The sequence below is a fragment of the Lachnotalea sp. AF33-28 genome, assembly GCF_003477885.1.
In the GTDB taxonomy this organism is placed as follows: Bacteria; Bacillota; Clostridia; order Lachnospirales; family Lachnospiraceae; genus AF33-28.
Genome location: NZ_QUEE01000016.1, coordinates 20,461 through 45,759, shown reverse-complemented (window position 1 = coordinate 45,759; position 25,299 = coordinate 20,461). Strand labels below are relative to the sequence as shown.

The window sequence follows — 25,299 nt, the reverse complement described above, 5'->3', positions numbered from 1 at the left end:
TCCGCTTTCTTTCTTAAAAAACTCTATCAAAATTATTGTAACAGTTCAGACGGCTCATCTTCTTGACCGAAAAAACCGGTCAAGAAGCATCGGATGTCCATCCGATGTGACAAATAGCACAAAAACAGTCTTATGAGCAAGCTCAACGCCTGCTTTTGCACTATTTTTCCCGCCGTCTGAACTGTTACAAATTATTAAAACAAATTTCCGAAAAAAGTGCTTGCATATTTTTATTTTTTTAGTATAATTATATTTGCTGTGAGTCAGCAAGCTTCCTTGGCTCAGCTGGTAGAGCGACGCATTCGTAATGCGTAGGTCGCCGGTTCGAATCCGGCAGGGAGCTTTTGAAAAAGCCTTGAGATTTCAGGGCTTTTTTTCGTGTGAAAGTAAGTACTGTGAATTAAAGAGCATCCTGTTCGCGGGATTCTTTTTCATTTCACAGGCGGTTCAGCATCGGATTGTACTGCGCTGCCGAAAGCCTCTGATTCGGCAGTATTTTTTCATCACCACCGGCGGATTTTTCCATACAATACAATATAGATGTTTTGGAGGACCGTACATGAACCCAATATTAACTTTAGACCAGATCAGTTTCTCCTACCATTCCCTGGACGGGGAAACTGCCGCTTTGGAAAACATCAATTTTCAGGTCATGAAAGGGGAATTCGTAGCGATCGTAGGGCCGTCCGGATGCGGAAAGTCCACACTGCTGTCGCTGATCTGCGGGCTGATCGAGCCGGAAAGCGGAACAATCCGGGTAGATGGCGCCTCCGTTGGCTATATGCTGCAGAAGGATCATCTTCTGGAATGGCGTACAGTATATGACAACGTAACCTTAGGCTTGGAAATTCAGCATAAACTGACACCGGAAAATAAAGAAAAAGTTTTAAAAATGCTAAAGACCTATGGCCTGGAGCATTTTAAACGGAGCGCCCCTTCTGAATTATCCGGAGGTATGAGGCAGCGCGCGGCACTGATCCGCACCCTGGCCTTAGAGCCGGATATTCTTTTATTAGATGAACCGTTTTCCGCCCTTGACTATCAGACAAGGCTGGAGGTGGGCGACGATATCGGCAGCATCATCCGAAATGCCGGAAAAACAGCCATACTCGTCACCCATGACCTCTCGGAGGCGGTCAGCATGGGAGACCGCGTCATCATCCTCTCCCATCGTCCCGGCACCATCAAAAAAATCATGCCCATCACCTTTGAAGAAAAGGGCCTGTCCCCTATGCAGCGCAGAAATACCAAAGAGTTTCACAGCTATTTTAATCAAATATGGAAGGAGCTAAAAGGAGATGGAGAAGCTGTCGGCAGCACAAGCAAAGTTTCTGCTGAAAGAGAAACGTCATAAACAAAAGGTATTTTTCCTTAGAATCCTGATCCTGATCCTGTTCATCGCAGTATGGGAAGCCGCCGCAAGAGGCGGCCTGATCAACGACTTTATCTTCAGCAGTCCCTCCCGCATCGGAAGTCTGTTTCTTACCATGGCCAAGGACGGGAGCATATTCTATCATATCGGTGTCACCCTGATGGAAACGGTGGCGAGCTTTCTTCTGGTAACCGTGCTGGGCCTTCTGCTTGCCATCCTGCTCTGGAGCAATAAAGGGATTTCCGAGACTCTGGAGCCGTATCTCGTGGTACTCAACAGCCTGCCAAAATCGGCGCTGGCGCCGGTTTTAATCGTATGGCTGGGCAATAACCTGAAAACTATCATTGTGGTCGGCATCATCATTGCTGTTTTCGGTTCCATCATCACGCTGACTACCGGGTTTTTGGGCGTGGACCAGGATAAAATCAAGCTCATATATACGCTTGGCGGAAAGAAAAAAGATGTGTTAAGCAAGGTCCTGGTTCCCAGTTCCATCCCCATCATCATCAGTACGATGAAAGTGAATATCGGGCTTTGCCTGGTCGGCATCATCATCGGCGAATTCCTGGCCGCCAATAAAGGGCTGGGATATCTGATCATCTATGGCAGCCAGGTGTTTAAAATGGATCTGGTAATGCTAAGCATCATCGTTTTATGTGTTCTTTCCGCAATCCTGTATTACTTCATCACGATGCTTGAGAAGAAGGTAAAGAAGAAATTTTAAACAGAAAAAAGGCGGCAATCAGCTGCCGCCCATACATAGTCTGACCGTTTTACAGACACATCACAATGCCGCCTTCGTTGGCATACATGCTGCTGACTCCGGCTGCGTCCACAATATAGATGTCTTTAAACTTCAGCCTTCTGCAGATCTCATCTTTCACGTAAAGCGCCCTCTCCAGACAGTTGCAGTGAGTGATTCCCAAAATCTTCTTTTCAGTATTCACCGCACTCTTTACAGCCAGATCAATCATCTTATTCAGCGCTTTATTGATCCCCCTCGCCTGATCCAGTTTAACAATCACACCGTGATCTCCCGCCATCACCGGCTTAATGTTCAGTGCTGTCGCAAACAGTGCCTGAAGTCCGGACAGCCTGCCGTTTTTGCGGAGAGTATCCAGATTTTCCAGCACGAAATAAGTGAGCATGTGATCGCGGAAACCGGAGATCTGCTCCACCACCTCCTCAAAGGAGAGACCAGCTTCACAGAGTTCCTGAATCTTTAATGCGATCAGGCTCTCGCCGGAAGCCGCGGAATCCGAACTGAACACCGCTATCTTCTTGTCCTTGCCATGTTCCTCTTCATAGAGGTTTTTCGCAAGCTGTGCGCTGTTGTAAGTACCGCTTAAATGCTGGGAAAGCGTCACCACAAAAATCCCTTCCGCATCCGCCGCCTCATAAGCCAGCTTAAAACTCTCAGGAGAGGGGCATGCCGATTTCGGACATTCTGCACTTTCATCCACCAGTTTGAGGAACCTTGCCTGATCGAAGGTCTCATCATCCACCATATAAGTATCACCCACCTGCAGAGTGAGCGGAATCACCTGAAAATGTTGATCCATTTTCAATTCTTCTGTCAAGTCACAGCAACTGTCCACAATGATTTTATACTTCATATTCATCCTCATTTCCGCGCCCGTTTTTATGGCATATCAGGCCTTATAAAACAATACCGTTATTAATACAGTTATGCCCGGTTTACACTTTTTTCATGTATAATTCAAAACGCCGCCTTATATAGTATTCATTACTACATATAATAGCATAGGCTGCTAATCTAGTAAATACCATATTTTATGATAAAACAAAAAACTTCTGAAATATTTATAATCTATTTCAGAAGTTTTTACTCAAAGCTGTTTGAGATGTTCCACAGAAGGCTCGACCATCATGGAATAATTGGTATGATAGATTACAAAGCCCGGCGCACCTCCGGGTGTTTTCTTCACATGCTTTTTCTCAATATAATCGATTTCCACCTTGCTGGCATCCCGCCCCTTGGAATAGTAGGCGGCCAGGGCGGCAGCCTCTTCAAAGACGCGGTCCGGCAGCTCTTTTCCTTCCGATTTCACGATGACGTGGCTTCCGGGAATCCCTTTGGCGTGAAACCACCAGTCATTTCCCGTGGCCGTCTGAAATGTGAGCTCCTCATTCTGATAATTGTTCTTGCCCACATACATATGAAACCCGTCTGAGGACAGATAATGGTAGGGACGGCTGACTATTTTCTCCCGTTTCCTGCCCTGAGCATGCTTTTTAATGTAGCCGTATTCCTGCAGTTCCAGTTTGATCTGCATCAGATCCTCTTCCAGAACAGCCATATCCAGCGATGCGGAAATGGACTCCAGATGAGCGATCTGCGCTTGTGTTTCCCGTATATGACCGCTTAGCGCCTCGTAGGTGCGCTTCAGCTTCGCGTATCTGTCAAAATACTTTCTGGCGTTCTCTTTCGCCGTGAGGTTAGGATCCAGCGGAAAGGTGATCTCCTCGTTTGTATAATAATTCATGCAGGTCAGCTGATCCGCGTTTTCCTCCAGAGAATAGCCGTAGGTATTGAGCAGCTCACCGTATATTCTGTATTTTTCGCGCTTCTGTGTATCTTTAAGCTGTTTTGCCTGCAGATCGTATTTCTTCATACCGCGCTCCAGCGCGTTCTGTACGATCTTACGTAAATCCGCAGATTTCTGACGGATCCTGGTATAGGTTTCCTTCGCAGCATAAAATTCCTTCAGCACCTCACTGATGCTCTCAAAACGCTTCTCTTCCAGACTTCCGAGGCAGGTCAGAGGCACGGATGCAAATTCCACCGGTTCTTTGGCTCTGTAACGGATATTGGGGCAGAATCTTCCTTCCTGGACATCTTCCATCAGATATCGGAATGTGCGCAGCAGATGCAGGCGCCCGTTTTCATCCAGATTTTCCGCAGGCACATCCGCGTCCAGGCTGGCCAGAAAACAGAGTTCTTCCGCTATGATCGGGCTGATGCCGGTGAGGCCCGTATAGAGCGCTTTTGACAGCGCGAGCGGGCGGGACAGAACTTCCATAAATGCAGAGTCCGTGACGGATAACGGATCATATTTTTTCACCGTCTCCGGTATAAAATAAGGACGTCCCGGCAGCACCTCGCGCACAGAACTCACCTGCGCGCTGACATGTTTAATACTGTCAATGATCACATGCTCATCATTGCAGAATATAATATTGCTGTGTTTTCCCATCAGTTCGACGATCAGATGTTTTCTGCAGACATCTCCCAGCTCATCCAGATGCTCAAGCTCCAGATCTACGATGCGTTCCAGCCCCGGCTGTGTTACGGAAACAATCCGCGCGCTGCCGATATGCTTGCGAAGCAGCATGCAGAAATTGGGGGCGGTCATCGGGCTCTGCTTCGTGCTGTCGGCAAAATACAGTAACGGCAGACTGGCATTGACTGATATCAGAAGTCTTAGCTGTTCTCTGCCGCTCTTGACTGTAACCAAAAGCTCATCGCTCTCCGGCTGGGCTATTTTGGAAATTCTCCCGTTTACCAGCTTCTGCTGCATATCCCGCACCAGATTCGCTATTACAATACCATCTAAAGCCATGCAGTATCCTCCGCCGTTTCTAAACCGGGTATGGAACAGATGAGCGTCATGCTGCCTTCAAAACGGCAGATGCCGTAGTCTGCAGGCAGGATGAAATGGCATCCCTTCCTAACCGGATGGGCGTCCACCGTTCCCTCCCCATCAATCACACTGACATTTATAAAGGGATGAACCTGTTCAAATTCGTATGACTGCTCCAGATGAAGCTTATACACCGAATAATACGGGCAGCTGACCAGCCTCGTGATATTCCAGCCGTCCCCCTCATCTGTACAGAAATCATTGGCGGCTGGCACAAACGGCGCTTTAATCACGTCAATGCTCTGCTCAACATGAAGCTGTCTGGGACTGCCGCCGCTAAGCCTGTCATAATCGTAAACCCGGTATGTGATATCGCTGTTCTGCTGTGTTTCCAGTATCAGCGTACCGCCCTTGATCGCGTGGACACAGCCCGGATTGATCTGGAAGAAATCGCCTTTTTTAACCGGAACCTTCCGGATAAAAGAATCCCACTTTTTGCCGCGGATCATCTCTTCCACCTGTTCGTGATCCTTTGCATGATGCCCGATCACAATTTCTCCGCCCAAAGGGGCATCCAGAATGTACCAGCATTCCGTCTTTCCAAGGGCGCCGTTTTCATGAAGGCCGGCGTAGGTATCATCCGGATGCACCTGAATGCTAAGGTCATCCCTCGCATCGATGATCTTGATAAGAAGAGGAAACACTTCCCCCGAAAGGCCTCCGAACAGCTCCCTTCGGCTGTTCCACAGACCGCTTAAGCTCATGCCCTGAAAGCGCCCTTCCCTGACCGTGCAGTCGCCGGACGGATGAGCGCTGATCGCCCAGCATTCTCCCGTGTCGTCTCCGGGAATATCATAGCCATACACATCCTTGAGGCGCCGGCCGCCCCAGATCATCTCTTTAAATACCGGCTCTAAAAATAGGATCTCTCTCATGAGCGGATCTCCTTCTTATAAGTTTAATTCATCATAATGCCCTTCTGACGCACTACCTTCGGACGGAAGCCTTCATCGGCCAGCTTCTGCACGATTTCATCCTTATGCTCCGTGCCGAATGCTTCTATGGTGATCCTAAGTTCCACAGCGGCATTGCGGTTGATGCTCACGAACTGGTTGTGCTCCAGCTTGATGACATTGCCGTTGGCCTCCGCGATCACAGAAGCCACGTGTACCAGCTGTCCGGGCGTATCCGGCAGCAGCACGGATACGGTGAAGATACGGTCTCTCTGGATCAGCCCGTGCTGTACCACGGAAGACATGGTGATCACATCCATATTGCCGCCGCTGATGATCGGCACCACCTTCTTGCCGGTCACGTTCAGATGCTTTAAGGCTGCGATGGTCAAAAGCCCCGAATTCTCGGCCACCATCTTATGATTCTCAATAAGATCCAGGAAGGCAACGATCAGCTCTTCATCCTCCACGGTGATGATTTCATCCACATTTTTCTGAATATACGGGAACAGCAGATCTCCCGGCGTCTTTACAGCGGTGCCGTCCGCGATGGTATTGACTCCCGGAAGAGTCACCACCTTGCCCTGAAACAGCGATTCCTTCATGCAGGCGGCTCCCGCAGGCTCCACACCGATCACCTTGATGCTCGGATTGAGCAGCTTTGCAAGCGTGGACACGCCGGTGCACAGCCCGCCGCCGCCGATGGGCACCAGTATGTAATCCACCGTAGGCAGCTCCTTTACGATCTCCATTGCGATGCTGCCCTGTCCGGCCGCCACCGTCAGATCATTGAACGGATGGATAAAGGTATATCCTTTTTCCTCCGCCAGCTGATAGGCATAGGCACAGGCCTCATCATAGACATTGCCGTAGAGCACCACCTCCGCCCCATAGCTCTTTGTGCGGTTCACCTTCATCAGAGGGGTGGAAACGGGCATCACAATCGTAGCTTTGACGCCGTAAAGCTTCGCAGCATAGGCGACACCCTGGGCATGGTTCCCGGCAGAAGCCGTAATCAGTCCCTTGCTGCGCTCTTCCTCGGTCAGAGTGCTGATCTTATAGTAGGCGCCTCTGACCTTGTACGCGCCCGTATACTGCATATTCTCCGGTTTTATATAGACTTTGTTCCCGGACTGTCCACTGAAGTACTCACTGTATACCAGCTTTGTTTCCAGTGTAACATTTTTTACGATCTCCGCCGCTTCCTCAAATTTCTCCAATGTCAGTTCTTTCATTTTCATTCCCTCGATCCTTTATTCGCTAAATACGTCCAGCACTACTGTTCCTGATCCTCTGTATTTTTCTGAAAAAGTGCATTTACAAACTCATCCGCATCAAATTTCTGGAGATCGTCGATCTGCTCGCCGATGCCGATGTATTTTACCGGTATGCCAAGCTCAGACTGGATCGCTACAGCGATGCCGCCCTTGGCCGTTCCGTCCAGCTTTGTGAGGATGATGCCGGTGATATCGGCAACTTCCATAAACTGCCTGGCCTGAGCCAGCGCGTTCTGTCCGGTGGTTCCGTCCAGCACCACCAGGGTCTCCCGGTAGCAGTCCGGATATTCTTTGTCAATGATGCGGTTGATCTTTTTCAGCTCTTCCATCAGATTTTTCTTGTTGTGCAGCCTTCCTGCCGTGTCACAGATCAGCACATCCGCATGTCTGGCCTTAGCCGCAGATATGGCGTCAAAAACGACGGCCGCCGGATCGGAACCTTCACTTTGGGCGATGATTTCCACTCCGGCCCGGTTGGCCCACTCTGTCAGCTGTTCTATGGCCGCCGCGCGGAAGGTATCCGCCGCTGCCACAATCACGCGTTTCCCCTGGGACTTAAGTATACCTGCCATCTTGCCCACCGATGTGGTCTTTCCCACGCCGTTTACACCGATCACCAGAACTACGGATTTGCGGTTTTCAAACTCATACGCGTTTTCTCCCACATCCATCTGCTGGCGGATGCTGTTAATCAGCAGCTCCCTGCATGCCAGCGGATCTCTGATCTTCTGCTCTTTTACCTGTGCGCGCAGCTCCTCCACAATCTTCATCGTGGTGTTAAGCCCCAGATCCGCCATGATCAGCGTCTCTTCTATCTCTTCATAGAAATCGTCATCAATCGCCGAAAAACCGCTGAATATAGAATCGATGCCCGACATGATGCTGTTTCTTGTCTTTTCCAGTCCCGCGAACAGCTTGCGGAACAGCCCTTTCTTCTCTGATGCCATCCTGTCTCCTCCTATCCCATCAAACCGCCTTCGCTTCGTCGGTTAAATCCACAGAAACCAGGCTGGATACGCCCTTCTCCTGCATGGTGATGCCGTAGAGCTGATCCGCGATCAGCATCGTGCCCCTCCTGTGGGTGATCACGATGAACTGCGTATTGGATTTCAGCTTGTTAAGATAATTTGCAAAACGCCCCACGTTGGAATCATCCAGCGCTGCCTCAATCTCATCCAGCAGACAGAACGGGGACGGCTTTAAGTTCTGTATCGCAAAGAGCAGGCTGATCGCTGTCAGCGCTTTCTCCCCGCCGGAGAGCTGCATCATATTCTGCAGTTTCTTGCCCGGAGGCTGTGCGATAATCGCAATGCCCGCTTCCAGTATATCCTTCTCCTCTTCCTCCACCAGTTCCAGCGCCGCGCGCCCGCCTCCGAAGAGTTCCTTGAACACCCGGTCAAATTCCTGTTTGATCTCCCGGAATTTCTCCTCAAACTGACGGCGCATTCCCTCATCCAGCTCCTCTATGATCTGGCTTAAATTATCCGCAGCCTCCACCAGATCCTCATGCTGTGTACGCATGAATTCATACCGTTCGGAAATTTCCTTGTAATCCTCTATGGCATTGACATTGACATTCCCAAGGTTTTTGATCAGGATCTTCTGCTCATTGACCGATTTTTTCAGTTCCGGGATGCTCTGGCAGCTTTCATCTCTCATGGACGCAGCTTCAGATGGAGTGAGTTCATATTCGGTCCACAGATATTCCACATAGCGTTCCATCTGATCCTCTATCTTTTCTTTCTGCTGGGAAAGGCGGAAGGACTCCTTGTCCAAATCCGCAGTTCTCCTCGTCAGTTCTTCCCGCTTATCAAAAAATTCCTTCTGTTCGGCCTGGTATCCTTCCTTGCCCGCAATCCGCACACGGATTTCTTCCTCCAACACGCCCATCCGTCCGGCGTTTTCCTCTATCTGCGCCCGGATCTGGGCAATCTCGCTTTCTTTCTGCTCAATGTTTGTCCCCGTATTGAGGATTCCCTGCTTGAGGTCATTCTTTTCCGCCGCCAGCTTCAGCACTTCTTTCTGTATACGCAGAATGTTTTCCTGCAGGAAGCTGTCCTGCTGTGACAGGCCGGACAGCTCTATCTGAATCTTTGACAGGCTCTCTGCAATCCGATCCTGCACGGCCTTCTGCTCTGCAAGAAGGCCGCTGCTTTCGGCGATCTCATCCTCATAGCCCTGATTGCGCCGCTTTAAGCTCTTCTCTTCCTCATTCAGCTTTTCCTGGCTCTCCCGAATCTGCCCGATCTGTTCTTCCAGCTGTTTGTTTTCCAGCAGAAGATCCCGGCTTCCTTCCCGTATCTCGGACAGCTTATCAGCAGCCTGGCCTTCATTCATCGATGCAGCCTGCAGTTTCAGCCTGGCCTCCTGCTTAGCGCCCGTAAGCGATTCCTGATGGCTGCGGGCAGAGGCTAGCGCATGCTCCTCATTTTTCAGGTTTTCCTGCATCCGCTCATACTGGGCCAGTGCTTTTTTCATCGATGCTTCCAGCTCTTCCAGCTCACGCTTTCTGCCCAGGAGATTGCTGGAGTTTTTATATGCTCCTCCGGTCATGGAACCGCCTGTATTAAACAGCTCACCCTCCAGAGTTACGATGCGGAAGGCATATCCGTTCTTTCTGGCCAGTACCATGGCATGATCGATGGTATCCGCCACCACAATGCGGCCCAGCAGATACTTAATCAGCCCGTCATACTCAACATCCGCAGTCACCAGTTCACTTGCAAGCCCCAGGACACCGGGCTCCTTTAAAACCTGTTTCCAGCCGAACTCTCCCCTGTTTTTGACCGCGGACAGCGGCAGAAAGGTCGCCCGCCCGAATTTGTTTTTCTTCAGAAACTCGATGCAGTGCTTCGCTGTCTGTTCGGAATCCGTGACCACATTCTGTATGGAAGCGCCGAGAGCTGTTTCTATGGCTGTCTCATATGTTTTTTCCACATGGATCAGATCCGCCACCACGCCGATGATTCCCGGCATGCTTTTCTTTGCCTCCATCACCCGGCGGATGCTGTTGCCGTAGCCTTCATAACGCTCCGCCAGATTTCTAAGGGATTCCAGCTTTGTGTGAAGCGTATGGTATTCCTGCTGCTTTTCATTTAACAGCCGGGTGAGCTCACGGACCTTACCGCCTGCCTGTTCACAGGCAGCGGCCGCCTCCTTCTGCTCCTCTTCCAGCTTTCGGATGCTGTCCTTAATCTCCTGCTTCTCCTGTCTGTAGGAGTTTAATATGCCTGCCTGTGATTCTTCCTCGGTCTTGGTCCGAAGCAGCCTCGCAGAGATTTCGCTTTTACGGGTCATGCTCTGCTCCAGCATTGTGGCATAGCGCTGCTTGCCGGCAGCCAAAGACGCTTTGTCATTGAGGACACGGATCATCTGCTCCTTACCGGCCGCAATTGTCTGCTCCAGGTCGCGGATCATTTCCTCCGCCTGGCTCGCTTCCTGCCGGGTTCTTTCCCTGTTTAGCATCAGCTCATCCAGCTTATCCTTAAGCTCTGCCCGTTTACCGGCATATTCTTCTGCTTCCGCCTCGCGTCCCTTCGTCTCTTCCTCTATCGCGGCGATCCGTCTTTTGATGTGCTCGTCATTCATCCTGTCCGTATTGATCTGTTCTTTGAGTATGCCGATCCGGCCCTCCTGATTCTCTTTTGCCACGGACAGTTCATTATAGAGCAGGCGCTTTTCTCCGATCTCCCGGTCCAGCTCCTCCGTTTTTTCTGTCAGCGCGTCATAGCGCTCTTTCATCCGCGTTGCATCCTGCCTGGCAGCGAGCAGATCCCCTTCCACAATAAACGTGTCTTCCTCCACCTTCGTGAGCTTTTCCTTCAAGGATGCTCCGTCCAGCAGAAACATATTCACATCCAGCACCTTCAGCTGTTCTTTATATTTCAGATACTGTCTGGCCTTTTCTGCCTGCTTTTCAAGAGGCCCCACCTGCTTCTCCAGCTCATTTAAAATATCGTTCACACGCAGCAGATTCTGTTTTTCACTTTCCAGCTTCTTAACCGCAATGGCCTTGCGCTTTTTAAATTTGACGATGCCGGCGGCTTCATCAAACAGCTCCCTGCGCTCCTCCGGCTTACCGTTTAAGATCTTGTCGATCTGGCCCTGCCCGATGATGGAATAGCCTTCCTTTCCGATACCGGTATCGTAAAACAGCTCCTGAATGTCCTTCAAACGGCAGATACTGCTGTTAATCCTGTACTCGCTCTCGCCGGAACGGTATACCCGTCTGGATACGGTCACCTCATCATATTCAATCTGCAGCGTATGATCGGAATTATCGAAGGTGATAGCCACATGCGCAAACCCCTGAGGTTTTCGGTTTTCCGTTCCGGAGAAAATAACATCCTGCATGTTGGAGCTTCTAAGCTGTTTTGCACTCTGCTCACCAAGCACCCAGCGCACCGCATCCGCCACATTGCTTTTACCGCTGCCATTGGGACCCACAATGCCGGTGATGCCGCTCTGAAACTGAAATACAATCTTATGTGCGAAGGATTTGAAGCCCTGCACCTCTATCGCCTTTAAATACATATTATTCTGTTTCCTTCTTCAATCTTAAGATTGCGCGATAGGCCGCATGCTGTTCCGCCTGCTTTTTCGTGCGTCCCTCGCCGTCGCCCAGCTGCTTGTCCCCCACCAGCACTCTGACCCGAAAGGTCTTGGCATGGTCCGGGCCCTCGCTGCCTGTCAGCTCGTAGGTCACCGGTTCTTTATAGTATCCCTGCACCATTTCCTGAAGGATGGTCTTGCTATCAAAAAAGAGCTTCTTATGCTCAATGTCATCCAGCACAAACCTGAGGATAAACTCTTTTGCATTAGTAAAACCACCATCCAAAAAAACAGCTCCGATCAAAGCCTCCAGGGCATCCGATACAATAGAATCCCGAAAACGGCCGCCGGTGGCATCCTCCCCTTTGCCCAACAGCAGGAAAGATCCCAGTCCGATCTCTCTGGTGCAGAAGGCCAGTGTAGGTTCACAGACGATGCTGGCTCTAAGCTTGGTCATTTCCCCTTCCGACAGCCTCGGATAGGTCAGATACAAAAATTCGCTGCTGACAGTCTCAAGCACCGCGTCTCCTAAAAACTCCAGCCTCTCATTGCAGTCCAGCTTGGTCAGCCTCTTCTCATTAGTATAGGAGCTGTGCGTCAGCGCCTGTTTCAGCAGATGCCTGTCCTTAAAACGGTAGCCGATCTTACCTTCCAGGACTGACAGAGTATATTGTTCCGCCATCTCATCCTCCTTACTGTCACCAACCGAAGATTGATGACCTGCGCACACTTGCGTGTACTTCCTCGTTCTCATGGTATGCCATAAACAACAATTCAGTGACGGCCGCTGCCAATCACTGAATTGTTGTATCGCCTGACATATATATAATCCGTTTTCAATGCCAAAAAATCCAGTAATTTTTCCCACAAAAAGGAGGTCAGTCACGCGTTCTTAATCTGTTCAACCGCATCGCCTACCGTTACGATGTTCTCAGCCGCGTCGTTGGGAATCTCAATCTCAAATTCCTCTTCAATAGCCATAATAATTTGAAAAATATCCAGAGAATCTGCGCCCAGATCATCTACAAATGTAGTATCCATTGTAATATCCTCGGGATCAACGCTTAATACTTCCGCAATAATGCTTTGTAATTTTTCAAATTCCATAATAACCATCCTTTCTATTCCACTGTTTTCGCCGTGGATAAGCTTTCTTTTATTTTTTCATTGATATTCTGCGCCTTAAAGGTCACACATTGAATGATGGAATTACACACTTCATTTGCCTTAGCGCTCCCGTGTGTCTTTACCACCAGACCGTTCAGTCCCAGCATCGGAGCTCCGCCGTATTGGCTGGCATCAAAGCTTTTTAACGTAGCTTTTAAAGCAGGCTTGATTAAAACCGCACCGATCTTCGTCTTCAGGTTGGTCAGAAGGCTCTGCTTTACTTTGCTGATTAATGCACCTCCTACTCCTTCATAAAGTTTTAGAATCACATTGCCCACAAAACCATCGCAGACAATTACATCTGCACCGCCATGGGGAATTTCTCTGGCCTCAATGCTGCCTGTAAAATTCAGCCCGGCGCATTCCTTAAGCAGCGGGAATGTTTCCTTTACGAGGGTATTTCCCTTCTCCTCTTCCACTCCCACGTTAACGATGGCCACTCTTGGGTTTTTGATCCCTACAACATTCTCCATATAGATGGAGCCCATTCTGGCAAACTGTACCAGGTGGGATGGCCTGGTATCCACATTGGCGCCGCTGTCAACCAGAAGCGCTACGCCGTCCGTAGTCGGAATCAGAGTTCCCAGAGGAGTTCTCTCGATTCCCTTGATTCTTCCAACCACCAGCGTGCCGCCCACCAGCACTGCGCCCGTACTGCCGGCAGATACAAACGCATCTGCTTTTTTATCTTTTACAAGTTTCTGGCCAACCACAATGGAAGAATCCTTTTTCCTGCGGATTGCCGTGACAGGTGTTTCCTCCGTGGTGATGATCTCCTGTGCATTTACAACAGATATCTGATCCTTGTTGTATTTATATTGCGCCAGCGCTTCATTTACCACTTTTTCCTGCCCAACCAGCATCACTTTCACATTGCCGCACTGGTTTACCGCATCCACAGCACCTTTCACAATTTCTCCCGGCGCGTTATCGCCGCCCATTGCGTCTACCGCAACCACAGTTTCGTTCTGCATCTGCTCTTTTCGTATCTCCTTTAATCCGGCGGTATTTTTATGGCCCGCCAATTTTCACATTTAAATATACTAAAGTTTATTCTATAAATCAACCGTATTTTTAAATTCTTTATGACGGATCAACCGTCCGGACGGCGCATCATATCCTCGGATATTCTTTTTTATTTTTTCTTTTGCATTCATACATGGCGGCATCCGCCAGTTCCACCGTCTGATCCAGCGTCCGTCCGTTGGCGCTGCCTTCGATTTCCACCACCCCATAGCTGATAGGATACATGCTGTGAATAATCACCGCTGGCCACCTGTTTGGCCTGCCAGGTGAGATGATTTAAGCTGGCGTGCAGATTTTTCAGATTGACACAGAGGAAATTTTCCCTGGAGGGAACCGGCCCGGACAGATTTCCTTTGGACAGATCCGCCGTATACGCCAGCATCTCCTCCACCGCCTGCTGAAGATAGCTAAGCCCTTCCCCCAGCCTCCGGTAAGGTTCATCCAGATCCTCTAAATCCGGTCTGTTGATCGGTGTATCATACAGTATGCTTTTCAGATATTCAAACAGCATCCCACAATTGTCTTTTTCCATGTCCGTTTCCTCTCACTGCACCGGTTCTGCACGGAATCTGCACACCCGGTCACCGGTTGCCCAGCAGTCGATCTCTACAGCCAGATATGCTTTTCCCATATAGGTGGAGAGAATACCGGATATAAAGCCTTCATCATAATTGCAGACTGTTTCTCCGAGCAGCGGCAGGCCGGAGCAGTCCGCATCCTCCGATACGGTGAGCACAATCCTGCCCGTGGCCTCATCGAAGGATTCGATTCTTAGCACTCCTATCTTGAATTCCTCCAGGCGGGCCTGCAGTGATGCGATGAACGGATTCAGCTCCAGCGACAGATCCAACAGTTTTTCCGCAAAATATACGCCGGCCCGATATCCGGCTTTTCTGAAAATGCGTATCTGCTCCTGACTGCCAAACTCTTCTGTCAGCTGCTCGCGCAGCGAATATTCCATCAGCCGGTATACCATGACCGGCAGTTCATCGCCCAGATTGCCGCGGCCGTTTTCGTTGTATCCTATATAATCCGATAATTCCGGTTTTTTCATATCATCGAGAAATACATTCTTACCCATCTTCTGCCTCCGTATCATTGTGCATCCCGCATTATATATCATCGGGTGATTCTCATTACCATTGTAAACCTATTTTACAGCTTTTTCTACCGGTTTGTAAAAAATGTTTAAATAGCAGCCGTAATCTTATATTCCAAAGCGGAAATAAGGGCTGCCACACTCATACAGTATGGCAGCCCTCGGCTTCACTGATTCATTCAAATTACGAAATCAATCTTCAACTTTAACAATTTCTCTCTTGTTATAAGAACCACAAGCCTTGCAAACTCTGTGGGGCATTGTTAATGCGCCGCACTTGCTGCACTTCACCAGATTGGGAGCGCTCATTTTCCAGTTTGCTCTACGGCTGTCTCTTCTAGCTTTAGAAGATTTATTCTTGGGACAGATGGACATGGTTACACCTCCTTAAGTTTCATGACTGCCTATTGATCAGCGGCCGAATGAAAAATATCCAATATGGCAGCCATCCTCGGATCCTTAGGCTCCTGGCTGCAGCCGCATGTTTCGCGATTAAGATTGGCACCACACCGATCACAGATTCCCTTGCAGTCATCACTGCATAGAACTTTCATCGGCATGTGCAGGAACAGCTCTGTTTCCACAAATCGATCCACATCAAGCTGAAATCCCACAATATAGGGCTGTTCATCCAGATCCTCTATCCGCTCCTCTTCCGTCTGATTCATATCGATTTCTCTTTCGAATGGTATATCAAACTTCTGCGGAACCTCTTCCAGGCAGCGGTCACACGGAATCGATAAGGTCAGCGAACATCTGCCGCTTAACAGCAGGCGCTTCTCACCCAGATTCACGATCTTCAAAGAAACCGGGGACTTCTCTGTTACCGGATAACTCCCGTTTCCCGTCTGAAAGGCATTAAAGCCGATCTCGCAGGTATAAGTTTTCTCTTTGCCTTCTGCCGATAAAACCTCGGATAAATGAATCCACATACACTATCTCCTAATACGCACTTTAAACATTATACATATGTGTCCATGAAATGTCAATTGTTTTCTGAAATTTGTAGCAGCACAGACGGCGCATCTTTACTGTGCCTGCGCCTGAACTGCTGTGATTGCTACCACGCCCACGATATCATCGGCGCTGCAGCCTCTGGACAGATCGTTTACAGGCTTAGCGATGCCCTGGGTAACCGGGCCGTATGCCTCTGCCTTCGCGAGTCTCTGCACCAGCTTATATCCGATATTTCCCGCATCCAGATCGGGGAATACCAGCACGTTGGCCCTGCCGGCCACTTCGCTGCCGGGAGCCTTAGAGCTGCCCACGCTGGGTACCATGGCGGCATCCGCCTGCAGTTCACCGTCCAGCTTCAGGTCAGGACGCAGCTCTTTGGCGATCCTGGTAGCCTCCACAACCTTATCCACATCCGCATGTTTTGCACTTCCCTTCGTGGAATGAGAAAGCATCGCAACAATCGGCTCATCCTGAACCAGCAGGCTGAAGGACTCGGCGGAAGAAATCGCGATGGCCGCCAGCTTCTCCGGATCCGGATTCTGCTCCAGGCCGGCATCGCCGAAGATAAAGGTTCCGTTGCTTCCCATATCGCAGTTAGGCACCACCATTACAAAAAACGCGGAAACCAGCTTAACGCCCGGTTTTGTCTTCAGAATCTGCAGGGACGGCCTTAAAGTGTTGGCTGTGGAATGGCAGGCGCCGGAAACAACACCGTCCGCATCCCCCATCTTCACCATCATACATGCATAATACATATAATCGGTTGTCAAAAGGGTCTTAGCCTGTTCCGGCGTCATTCCCTTTGCTTTTCTTAATTCCACAAGAGCATCTATATACTCCTGAAGCTTGTCAGAAGTGTTCGGATCGATCACTTTTGCACCGGATATGTTCAGTCCCTGGCTGTTTGCTTCCACTTCAGCCGGCGTTCCGATCACAATCAGGTCCGCGATATCCTCTGCCAGAACCTTCTCTACCGCTTCCCAGGTTCTTCTGTCCATGGACTCCGGCAATACGATCGTTTTCTTATCTGCTTTTGCTCTTTCTTTAACACTGTCAATAAATCCCATGATTTTTGACTCCTTTCTTTCCCTTTGTTCCAAACAATAGCTGCGGTATCACGCCGCACTCTGCTGCTATTATAACGCGTCACGCTCACCCAGACAAGCTTTAAATTTGTGCTTTTTCAAATACATGGGGGGGAGGCGCTGTTACTTGTTGTTGGATAGTTTCCGCGGATGAGGGGGCTGGGTATGGTCCTCATCGGGACGCGCTCTCGCTCCGTGAAGCGCGTAACGGTTCTAACGCTGCAAACTACGCAGCGAAAGAACCGACGGGCTTCAAGGGATCCCGATGAGGACCATACCCAGCCCCCTCATCCGCTGCTTTATCGATGCAGCTAGGAACGGCACCTCCCGTTGGACTTAATTAACCGCGCTTCATGTGTGTCGCAGTGCTGGTTTGTAAATCGATGAAGTTTATGTGTGATTTAATAAGTAGGAATATTACTGTTTATGGTTGCTGATAAAGCAGTACATGTCTGGAGAGAGTGTGGTACTGTGTATTGTAATGCGGGAATGTTGGATGTGGCGGCATGTGGGCGTGCTTTCTTGACAAGGTGGGGGGACGAGTATATGATTAAAAGGATGAAAAAGAAGGATGCTTGTGTTTGGTGTGGAGGTGAATGCGTGAAAGTAGCGGGAATTATTGCGGAATATAATCCGTTTCATAACGGACATTCCTATCATATAGAAGAAACTCGGAAACTTACCGGCGCGGATTATGTGGTGGCGGTGATGAGCGGCAATTTTGTGCAGCGGGGCGCGCCTGCTGTGATGGATAAATTTCTGCGCACCCGCATGGCCCTTATGGGCGGTGCGGATGTGGTGCTGGAGCTGCCGGTTCCTTTTGCGACGGCAAGCGCGGAGGACTTTGCTATGGCCGGTATATCGGTCCTCAATCAGACCGGCGTGGTGGATGCGGTGTGCTTTGGAAGCGAGTGCGGGGATACAGGGCTGCTCACACAGGCTGCTTCTGTTTTGGTAAAGGAGCCTGCTCCCTATAAAAAGGCGCTGAAGCAGGAACTGAAAAACGGGGTTTCATGGCCGCTCGCACGAAGCCGCGCGCTGTCGGGACTTGTGACGGATATGGAACCGGAGGCGCTGGAAGCGCTGCTAAGCTCGCCGAATAATATTCTGGGGCTGGAGTACTGCAAGGCGCTGTTAAAAACCAAAAGTGAGATCGCGCCGGTTACTGTGCGGCGCAAAGACAGCGGTTATCACGATCTTTCCCTGGAACATGCTTTAAGCTCCGCATCCGCAATCCGGCGGGTAATGGAAAAAGTGGATTATCTGCCGGATCAGAATCTGGAAAAGGTGACGGAACTGCTAATGGGCCACATGCCGCCCGAGGCTCTGGCCCTGGTCGGCGCGGCATGGCATCAGATCCTGCCTATGGTCCCCAACGATTTTTCCTCCATGCTCTGCTATAAGCTGTTTTCCTGCAATGAGGATCTTACGGATTACATGGATGTATCCAGGGAACTGGCGGATCGGATACGCAATGAACTGACATGGTTTCAGGATATCGACAGCTTTGCCGGACATTTGAAAACCCGTCAGTATACCCGCACCAGAATCAACCGGGCGCTCCTGCATATCCTGCTGGATATTCGGACCGAACAGGTTTCGGAATGGAAAGAAGAGGGATACTGCCCGTATCTGCGGATTCTCGGTTTTTCACGGCAGGCGGTGCCGTTACTCACCGCCATGAAAAAGAACGCTTCCGCCCCCCTTTTTTCCAAATTGGGGGATGCGCTGGATAAACTGCCGGCAGCTGCGCAGTCCCTGCTTCAGAAGGAGATTTTTGCCGGCAGCCTGTATTATGCCGCAATTAAGGGAAAATACCCACACGAAGGCCGCATGTTAAACGAATACACCTCTGGAGTGGTGATCCGCTGACATGCGGCCTTCTCTTTTTTTAAAGCGAAAATTAATTTTTAAAGCTGTGGATCGGGGCAGGGATTCTGCCTCCACGGTTTACAAAGTCTTCGCAGCCAAAGGGATTGACGGTCTGGATCGGCGCATAACCCAACAGGCCGCCGAATTCCACGGTCTCTCCCACACCTTTTCCGATCACGGGGATCAGGCGGACAGCTGTGGTCTTCTGGTTGATCATGCCGATGGCGGCCTCATCCGCGATGATGCCGGCAATCGTGGTTGCAGGCGTGTCACCGGGAATCGCGATCATATCCAGGCCCACTGAGCAGACACAGGTCATGGCTTCCAGTTTTTCCAGAGTCAGCGCGCCGCGGTTTACCGCATCGATCATGCCCTGATCTTCGCTGACAGGGATGAAGGCTCCGCTTAATCCTCCGACATAGGAGCTGGCCATGACACCGCCCTTTTTCACCTGGTCGTTTAACAGCGCAAGAGCCGCAGTGGTGCCGGGCGCACCCACACTTTCAAGTCCCATCTCTTCGAGTATCTCAGCCACGCTGTCTCCTACGGCCGGGGTGGGCGCCAGGGACAAATCCACAATTCCAAAGGGGATATTCAGGCGGCTGGATGCCTCTTTCGCCACCAGCTGGCCCACACGGGTCACCTTAAAGGCAGTCTTCTTCACAGTCTCACAGAGCTCCTCAAAGCTCTTGCCGCGCACCGCTTCCAGCGCAGTCTTCACAACGCCGGGACCGCTGACGCCTACGTTGATCACCGCATCACCTTCCGTCACGCCATGGAAAGCGCCCGCCATAAACGGATTGTCGTCCGGCGCGTTGCAGAACACCACCAGCTTGGCACATCCGAGGGAATCCTTCTCCTTGGTGGCCTCGGCAGTGGCCTTCACGATCTCTCCCATCAGCTTCACCGCATCCATATCGATGCCGGTCTTGGTGGAACCCACATTGACGGAACTGCATACTCTCTCTGTGCATGCAAGCGCAGTCGGTATGGACCGGATCAGGTTTTCATCCGCTCTGGTCATACCTTTGGATACGAGAGCGGAATAGCCGCCGATAAAATTGACATGGGAGGCCTTAGCCGCCTCATCCAGCGTTTTGGCGATGGTCACAAAGTCCTCCGGACATTTGCAGGCCTGGCCTCCCACCAGCGCGATCGGGGTTACGGATATCCTCTTATTCACAATCGGTATGCCGTAGAGTTTCTCTATATCGTTGCCGGTGGACACAAGGTCCTTTGCCATCGTTGTGATCTTGTCATATATTTTCCTGTTCATGACATCCAGATCGGAATCACAGCAATCCAGCAGGCTGATGCCGAGCGTGATCGTGCGCACATCCAGCTTCTCCTGCTCAATCATTTTGTTCGTCTCATTGACTTCGAATATATTTATCATTGGACTTTCACTTTCCCCTCTGCGCTTTAAATACGGTGCATTTTATTGAAAATATCCTCATGCTGGCATCTGATCTTCACGCCGATCTCATCGCCGATCTGCTCCAGCTCCGTAACCAGCACATCAAATGACTTCAGCGCCTCATTGGCATCCACTATCATCATCATGTTGAAGTATTCCTGGACAATGGTCTGGCTGATATCCAGAATATTGACCCGGTTATTTGCCAGATAAGTGCATACCTTTGCAATGATGCCGACACAGTCTTTGCCGACCACCGTAATAATTGTCTTTTTCATGATTCTCCTCTTTTCCTGCGTATCTGCACATTTTTTATATGGTGAGCAATGCGGAAGGCGTATCTCTTCTCGCTACCGCAATCGGGAAATCGCTGCCCTGATAAGGGGTATCCCCCATGGTAATCTCAAGGCGCACCGTCTCATAAGCGAGCTCATCGTAATTATTTTCCTTGCTCAAATGCCCCAGCATGATATATTTCATCTGATCATGCAGCACTTCACACAAAAGCCGGCCCGCGCTTTCATTGGACAGATGCCCGTGATCTCCCATAATCCTGCGTTTCAAATAATAGGGATAGGGGCCTGTCTGCAGCATGTTGATATCATGATTGGATTCCAGAAGGACTGCCTGCATTCCTTTCATGTTTTCCACAATATAATCGCTGTAATAGCCGAGGTCCGTTACGACACCCACGGATTTTTCCCCACAGGAAACCCGGTATGCCAGCGGTCTGGCCGCATCGTGGGATATGGCAAAAGGATGAACGGTCAGATCTCCCACCTGAACCTCCTCATCGGCCTGAACATCATGGTAGACCTCCGGCGGTACGGCGCCCAGCGTTTTCATCTTTTTAAGCTCTGTGATAGTCTCACGCGCCGTATAAACAGGAATCCCATGCCGGCGTGAAAGCACCCCAAGCCCCGCGATATGATCGGAATGCTCATGGGTAACAAACAATGCATGGATATCCTCGAGCTTCAGCCCTATGTCATTGAGCCCTGACTCGATCCGCTTCGCCGCTATGCCCGCGTCAATCAGTATATGTGTCTCTTCGCTGCCTATGTAAATGCAATTGCCGCTGCTTCCGCTGGCGATGCTCATCATCTGCATATCTCATATCCTCCGGTTACAAACTCTATGCTACCTGATTTTGCATCAATCCGCACAGTTTCCCAATTATATCACAAATTCCCGCCATGCATCAACCCTTTTTTTAGACGGCATGAAGCCTGGCCGCAATCTGCTCTCTGACGTGCTCCAGACTTCCTCCGTTATCGATCAGATAATCGCAGGCTTTTTTGAATTCTGTCACGCTTAGCTGATTGTGGATGATGCTGTAGGATTTCACTTCCGAATAGCCCCGGTTTTCATACAGCCGTTTCACCCTTTCCTGCGTGGGCGCATACACATACCAGAGCTCGTCGCAGATTTCATCATAGTGATCCTCCACGAGAAGAGCCGCCTCTATTACAATCAGCCCCTCGTCTAGTTTTAAGATTTCTTCCCGGATTTTTTGTTTCACGGCGGGGTGAATGATCCTGTTTAATGCAGACAGCTCTTTCGCATTCTGAAAGACTTCGCTGCCTAGCTTTTCACGGTTCAGGCTGCCATCCTCATTTCTCATGTCTTCGCCAAAGGTCCTTATGATCTCCTCATAGCAGCTCTGCCCGGGCTCCATCAGGCTTCTGCCGACTTCATCCGCAAGGATTACCCGGGCGCCGTACTCCTCTTTTAATATGGAAAGCACGGTGGACTTGCCCGCTCCCAGCCCTCCGGTTACTCCGATAATTCGTTTCATACAATGCGTTCCCTTCTTGTTATTTCGTCGCAAACCAATTGTCTCCGGTCTCCATGCCGATCTCCAGCGGAACCGCCAGATCCGCCGCCCCTCTCATCTCTTCCGACAGTATGGCCTTCACCTGCGCAAGCTCCTCTGCCTTAACTTCGATCAATAGCTCATCATGCACCTGCAGCACGATCCTGGATTCCAGTTTTTCCCTTTCCAGTCTGGCATCCACGCGGTTCATCGCGATCTTGATGATATCGGCGGCCGTTCCCTGAATCGGAGAATTCATCGCCACCCGCTCTCCGAACTGCCTCTGCATGAAATTGCTGGATTTTAGTTCGGGGATCGGACGGATTCTTCCAAACATGGTGGTCACGTACCCCTTTTCTTTGCCCTCCGCCACCAGTGAATCCAGAAATTCCTTTACCTTGGGATAAGTTTTAAAATACTGCTCGATATATTCGGTGGCCTCCTTACGGCTGATGCTTAAACCTTCGCTCAAGCCAAATGCACTGATGCCGTAAACGATGCCGAAATTCACTGCTTTTGCATTCCTTCTCTGAAGAGGTGTCACCTCATCAAGAGGGATATGAAACACCTGTGACGCGGTGATCGCATGTATATCCTGGGCCTGCTTATAGGCCTCAATCAGCCGTTCATCCCCAGACATATGCGCCAGCACGCGAAGTTCAATCTGCGAATAATCCGCATCCAGAAAGACATGACCGTCTGCCGGCACGAAAACCTTGCGGATCGCTCTGCCCAGTTCCATGCGGACCGGTATATTCTGCAGATTCGGTTCCGTGCTGCTGATACGCCCGGTGGCGGTGATCGTCTGGTGGAATTTGCCGTGAATGCGTCCGTCCCCACCGATATAATTATCCAATCCGTCCGCATAGGTGGACTTCAGTTTAGTCAGCTGCCTATACTCCAGGATCATATCGATGACCGGATGTTCCGGTTTCAGCTTTTCAAGCACATCCGCGGCCGTGGAATATCCTGTCTTCGTCTTTTTGGCATGGGGCAGTTTCAGACGGTCAAACAGCACCTCCCCTAACTGTTTCGGGGAATTGATGTTAAAGACGCCTCCGGCCGACTCATAAATTTCCTTTTCCAGCTGCTCTATGCGCACCGCCAGCTTATCCCCATACTCCTTTAAAGCTTCGCGGTCCAGCCGGATGCCTTCTCTCTCCATATGATAGAGGCTGTATACCAAGGGCATCTCAACGGTCAGATACAGTTTATCCATGCCGCTTTCCCTTAGTTTTGCCATCAGCACATCCATGCTGCCGGCAGCCACAAATGCGAAATAACAGCAGTATTTCAAAAACTCCTCTTCTTTTTCCTCCGCTGCCCGGGCAAGAGAAAACTTCTCCAGTAAATCCGTCCGTGCCGGAACCAAAAGTCCCATATAATCCTTGGCGATATCGTCATAATCATAGGTGTCCTTAAGCGGGTTTAACAGATAGGCGGCTATGCCGGCATCCCATATATCCGCCGCGCCCTCCATGTCTCCAAGGAAAAAGAGCTGCTCCTTCAAACCGACGGTCGCTTTTGCAGCCGGCAGCCGCATCAGTGAGCGCACGGCGTCCAGCAGGTACTCCTCTGTGAGAAAACCTCCGCACTTAATCAGCGCGCAATGCTTATTTCCTGCCGCCAGAGATACTCCCAGCAGCTCATCGCCTTCGACAATCAGCTTAAATCCGAGCACCGTCTCCGTCTTTGCTTCGTTTCCACCGCAGAGTGTCCGGATCTGTTCAAAAAGTTCCTCCGCTTCCGCCAGGCCTTCAATGAGCTGAAAACGCTCTGTCTCCTGGCGTTCGTTCACGCCGGTTTCCACCGTGTCAAACTTGGCCAGGAGCGACTTAAACTCCAGCCGTTTCATCATTTCAAAGGCTTCTTTGGTAAAGAGATTGCCTATGCGCGCATCTTTTAGTTCACAGGGGAGTTCGCAGTCCGTCTTTATCGTGGCAAGCGCCTTGCTCATCTGAGCCATATCATAATGCTCCCGCAGGGCATTCTGCGCCCTGGGCGGCTTGATTTCATCCACATGGGCATAAGCGTTTTCTATGCTCTTATACTGGGATATGATGAGGGTCGCCGTCTTTTCCCCGATGCTCGGCACGCCGGGAATATTGTCGGAAGAATCCCCCATCAGCGCCTTAACGTCTATAAATTCCTCCGGGGTCACCTGGTAAAGAGCTTTTACATCCGCCGCATAATAGTTTTCAATGGTGGTGGTTCCTTTTTTGGTCTTGGGAATCCTGACACAGATATGATCGCTGGCGATCTGGAGCAGGTCGCGGTCACCGGACACCAGTGATACCTCCAACCCCTGCGCCTCGCTCCTTTTGGCGATGGTGCCCAGAATGTCATCCGCCTCATAACCGGGACGCTCTACCACGGCCACTCCCATCGCTTTTAAGACGTCCTTCATGATCGGCACCTGCTCGTGCAGTTCCGCAGGCATCGGCTTTCTGGTCCCTTTATAGTCCGCATACATCTCATGGCGGAAGGTCGGCTCCTTCACATCAAAAGCCACGGTCAGATACTCGGGCTTCTCTTCCTCCAGTATTTTAAACAGGATATTCAGGAAGCCGTATACCGCATTGGTATGCCATCCTTCGGAGTTCGTCAGCTCCGGAACCCCGTAAAAAGCCCGGTTTAAGATGCTGTGTCCGTCCATTAAAACTATTTTTTCACTCATCTGGTTTCTCCAAATCTATATTTCATTTTATTATTGATTTAATTTCCTCCATGCTGTGCAGTTTCACAACAGCGTGGAAAACATATGCGCTCACAGTTCCATCTGCACAAACATAAACAGCACAAAAGCCACACTCCAGAAAGCCAGTGTGCCCGCCGCATATTTAAAGACCAGAAACGCATGGCGTCGCCTGACTCTGTGCTCCGATATCTGCAGTTTCCTCTCCAGCGCAGCCGCCAGATCATAATGGTCGTTATCCTCATCCATCTGTCTAAGGCCCATCTGCAGGATATAATAGATCTCCAGTTCTTCCCTGCATTCACCGCAGCACTTTATATGTTCCAGAAACGGCTTCAGCTCATCCGGCGACAGCCTGTTTTGTATATAATCCTGAACTTTCGCACAGGCCTCTCTGCAATCCAAGG

General features: G+C 50.3%; 23 protein-coding genes and 1 tRNA gene. 4 read left to right on the top strand and 20 right to left on the bottom strand.

Annotated elements, in window-relative coordinates:
- Positions 1 to 270 precede the first annotated feature (270 nt).
- The 3 genes from DWZ56_RS18710 to DWZ56_RS18700 all read left to right on the top strand — a co-directional run bounded on the left by DWZ56_RS18710 (position 271) and on the right by DWZ56_RS18700 (position 2,096).
- A tRNA-Thr gene (locus DWZ56_RS18710) sits at positions 271 to 343 on the top strand.
- Positions 344 to 559: 216 nt separating this feature from the next.
- On the top strand, positions 560 to 1,354 hold the full coding sequence (locus DWZ56_RS18705; protein ID WP_118558208.1) for an ABC transporter ATP-binding protein: 795 nt from the start codon (positions 560 to 562) through the stop codon (positions 1,352 to 1,354).
- Complete coding sequence (locus DWZ56_RS18700) at positions 1,299 to 2,096, top strand: ABC transporter permease (protein ID WP_118558131.1); 798 nt, start codon at positions 1,299 to 1,301, stop codon at positions 2,094 to 2,096. Before DWZ56_RS18705 ends, DWZ56_RS18700 begins: the two co-directional genes overlap by 56 nt.
- A gap of 49 nt (positions 2,097 to 2,145) precedes the next feature.
- On the opposite strand, the gene DWZ56_RS18695 is transcribed toward DWZ56_RS18700, so the two are convergent.
- The 14 genes from DWZ56_RS18695 to pta form a co-directional block, all read right to left on the bottom strand.
- Positions 2,146 to 2,988, bottom strand: a complete 843-nt coding sequence (locus DWZ56_RS18695; protein ID WP_118558130.1) for a DegV family protein — start codon at positions 2,986 to 2,988, stop codon at positions 2,146 to 2,148.
- A gap of 234 nt (positions 2,989 to 3,222) precedes the next feature.
- Positions 3,223 to 4,956: an Rqc2 family fibronectin-binding protein gene (locus DWZ56_RS18690; protein WP_118558129.1), complete on the bottom strand. Its 1,734-nt coding sequence runs from the start codon at positions 4,954 to 4,956 to the stop codon at positions 3,223 to 3,225.
- On the bottom strand, positions 4,947 to 5,912 hold the full coding sequence (locus DWZ56_RS18685) for a type I phosphomannose isomerase catalytic subunit (protein ID WP_118558128.1): 966 nt from the start codon (positions 5,910 to 5,912) through the stop codon (positions 4,947 to 4,949). The genes DWZ56_RS18690 and DWZ56_RS18685 overlap by 10 nt, the downstream gene beginning before the upstream one ends.
- 23 nt (positions 5,913 to 5,935) lie before the next feature.
- A complete protein-coding gene (ilvA, locus tag DWZ56_RS18680; protein WP_118558207.1) occupies positions 5,936 to 7,165 on the bottom strand; it encodes a threonine ammonia-lyase in 1,230 nt (409 codons plus the stop codon).
- Between the two features lie 41 nt (positions 7,166 to 7,206).
- Positions 7,207 to 8,154 carry a signal recognition particle-docking protein FtsY gene (gene ftsY / locus DWZ56_RS18675; protein ID WP_118558127.1) on the bottom strand — a complete coding sequence of 316 codons (948 nt, stop codon included), beginning with the start codon at positions 8,152 to 8,154 and terminating at the stop codon, positions 7,207 to 7,209.
- 19 nt (positions 8,155 to 8,173) lie between these two features.
- Complete coding sequence (gene smc / locus DWZ56_RS18670) at positions 8,174 to 11,740, bottom strand: chromosome segregation protein SMC (protein ID WP_118558126.1); 3,567 nt, start codon at positions 11,738 to 11,740, stop codon at positions 8,174 to 8,176.
- A 1-nt stretch (position 11,741) separates the two neighbouring features.
- Positions 11,742 to 12,440 carry a ribonuclease III gene (rnc, locus tag DWZ56_RS18665; protein ID WP_118558125.1) on the bottom strand — a complete coding sequence of 233 codons (699 nt, stop codon included), beginning with the start codon at positions 12,438 to 12,440 and terminating at the stop codon, positions 11,742 to 11,744.
- A gap of 200 nt (positions 12,441 to 12,640) precedes the next feature.
- The gene (acpP, locus tag DWZ56_RS18660; RefSeq protein ID WP_118558124.1) at positions 12,641 to 12,865 is read right to left on the bottom strand and encodes an acyl carrier protein; all 225 of its coding nucleotides are present in this window, start codon (positions 12,863 to 12,865) and stop codon (positions 12,641 to 12,643) included.
- Between the two features lie 14 nt (positions 12,866 to 12,879).
- Positions 12,880 to 13,899 (bottom strand): phosphate acyltransferase PlsX, encoded by a 1,020-nt coding sequence (plsX, locus tag DWZ56_RS18655; RefSeq protein ID WP_118558123.1) that lies wholly within the window; start codon positions 13,897 to 13,899, stop codon positions 12,880 to 12,882.
- A gap of 179 nt (positions 13,900 to 14,078) precedes the next feature.
- Positions 14,079 to 14,483 (bottom strand): hypothetical protein, encoded by a 405-nt coding sequence (locus DWZ56_RS18650; RefSeq protein WP_118558122.1) that lies wholly within the window; start codon positions 14,481 to 14,483, stop codon positions 14,079 to 14,081.
- A 12-nt stretch (positions 14,484 to 14,495) separates the two neighbouring features.
- A complete protein-coding gene (locus DWZ56_RS18645) occupies positions 14,496 to 15,032 on the bottom strand; it encodes a V4R domain-containing protein (protein WP_118558206.1) in 537 nt (178 codons plus the stop codon).
- 210 nt (positions 15,033 to 15,242) lie between these two features.
- Positions 15,243 to 15,425 (bottom strand): 50S ribosomal protein L32, encoded by a 183-nt coding sequence (gene rpmF / locus DWZ56_RS18640; protein ID WP_118558121.1) that lies wholly within the window; start codon positions 15,423 to 15,425, stop codon positions 15,243 to 15,245.
- Between the two features lie 29 nt (positions 15,426 to 15,454).
- Positions 15,455 to 15,982, bottom strand: coding sequence for a YceD family protein (locus tag DWZ56_RS18635; RefSeq protein WP_118558120.1), 528 nt, complete (start codon positions 15,980 to 15,982; stop codon positions 15,455 to 15,457).
- 96 nt (positions 15,983 to 16,078) lie between these two features.
- Complete coding sequence (gene pta / locus DWZ56_RS18630; protein ID WP_118558119.1) at positions 16,079 to 17,074, bottom strand: phosphate acetyltransferase; 996 nt, start codon at positions 17,072 to 17,074, stop codon at positions 16,079 to 16,081.
- 618 nt (positions 17,075 to 17,692) lie between these two features.
- Here pta and DWZ56_RS18625 point away from each other — a divergent pair.
- Positions 17,693 to 18,964, top strand: coding sequence for a nucleotidyltransferase (locus tag DWZ56_RS18625; protein ID WP_158584657.1), 1,272 nt, complete (start codon positions 17,693 to 17,695; stop codon positions 18,962 to 18,964).
- Positions 18,965 to 18,995: 31 nt separating this feature from the next.
- Here DWZ56_RS18625 and DWZ56_RS18620 read toward each other — a convergent pair whose 3' ends face one another.
- The 6 genes from DWZ56_RS18620 to DWZ56_RS18595 all read right to left on the bottom strand — a co-directional run bounded on the left by DWZ56_RS18620 (position 18,996) and on the right by DWZ56_RS18595 (position 25,297).
- Entirely contained in the window at positions 18,996 to 20,360 is a 1,365-nt protein-coding gene (locus tag DWZ56_RS18620; protein ID WP_118558117.1) for a PFL family protein, read from the bottom strand.
- 26 nt (positions 20,361 to 20,386) lie between these two features.
- A complete protein-coding gene (locus DWZ56_RS18615) occupies positions 20,387 to 20,659 on the bottom strand; it encodes an ACT domain-containing protein (protein ID WP_118558116.1) in 273 nt (90 codons plus the stop codon).
- A 34-nt stretch (positions 20,660 to 20,693) separates the two neighbouring features.
- Positions 20,694 to 21,491 (bottom strand): MBL fold metallo-hydrolase, encoded by a 798-nt coding sequence (locus DWZ56_RS18610; protein ID WP_118558115.1) that lies wholly within the window; start codon positions 21,489 to 21,491, stop codon positions 20,694 to 20,696.
- A 103-nt stretch (positions 21,492 to 21,594) separates the two neighbouring features.
- Positions 21,595 to 22,179 (bottom strand): dephospho-CoA kinase, encoded by a 585-nt coding sequence (coaE, locus tag DWZ56_RS18605; RefSeq protein ID WP_118558114.1) that lies wholly within the window; start codon positions 22,177 to 22,179, stop codon positions 21,595 to 21,597.
- A 19-nt stretch (positions 22,180 to 22,198) separates the two neighbouring features.
- The gene (gene polA, locus DWZ56_RS18600; RefSeq protein ID WP_118558113.1) at positions 22,199 to 24,874 is read right to left on the bottom strand and encodes a DNA polymerase I; all 2,676 of its coding nucleotides are present in this window, start codon (positions 24,872 to 24,874) and stop codon (positions 22,199 to 22,201) included.
- Between the two features lie 90 nt (positions 24,875 to 24,964).
- Complete coding sequence (locus DWZ56_RS18595) at positions 24,965 to 25,297, bottom strand: anti-sigma factor family protein (protein WP_118558112.1); 333 nt, start codon at positions 25,295 to 25,297, stop codon at positions 24,965 to 24,967.
- Between the last annotated feature and the right edge of the window lie 2 nt (positions 25,298 to 25,299).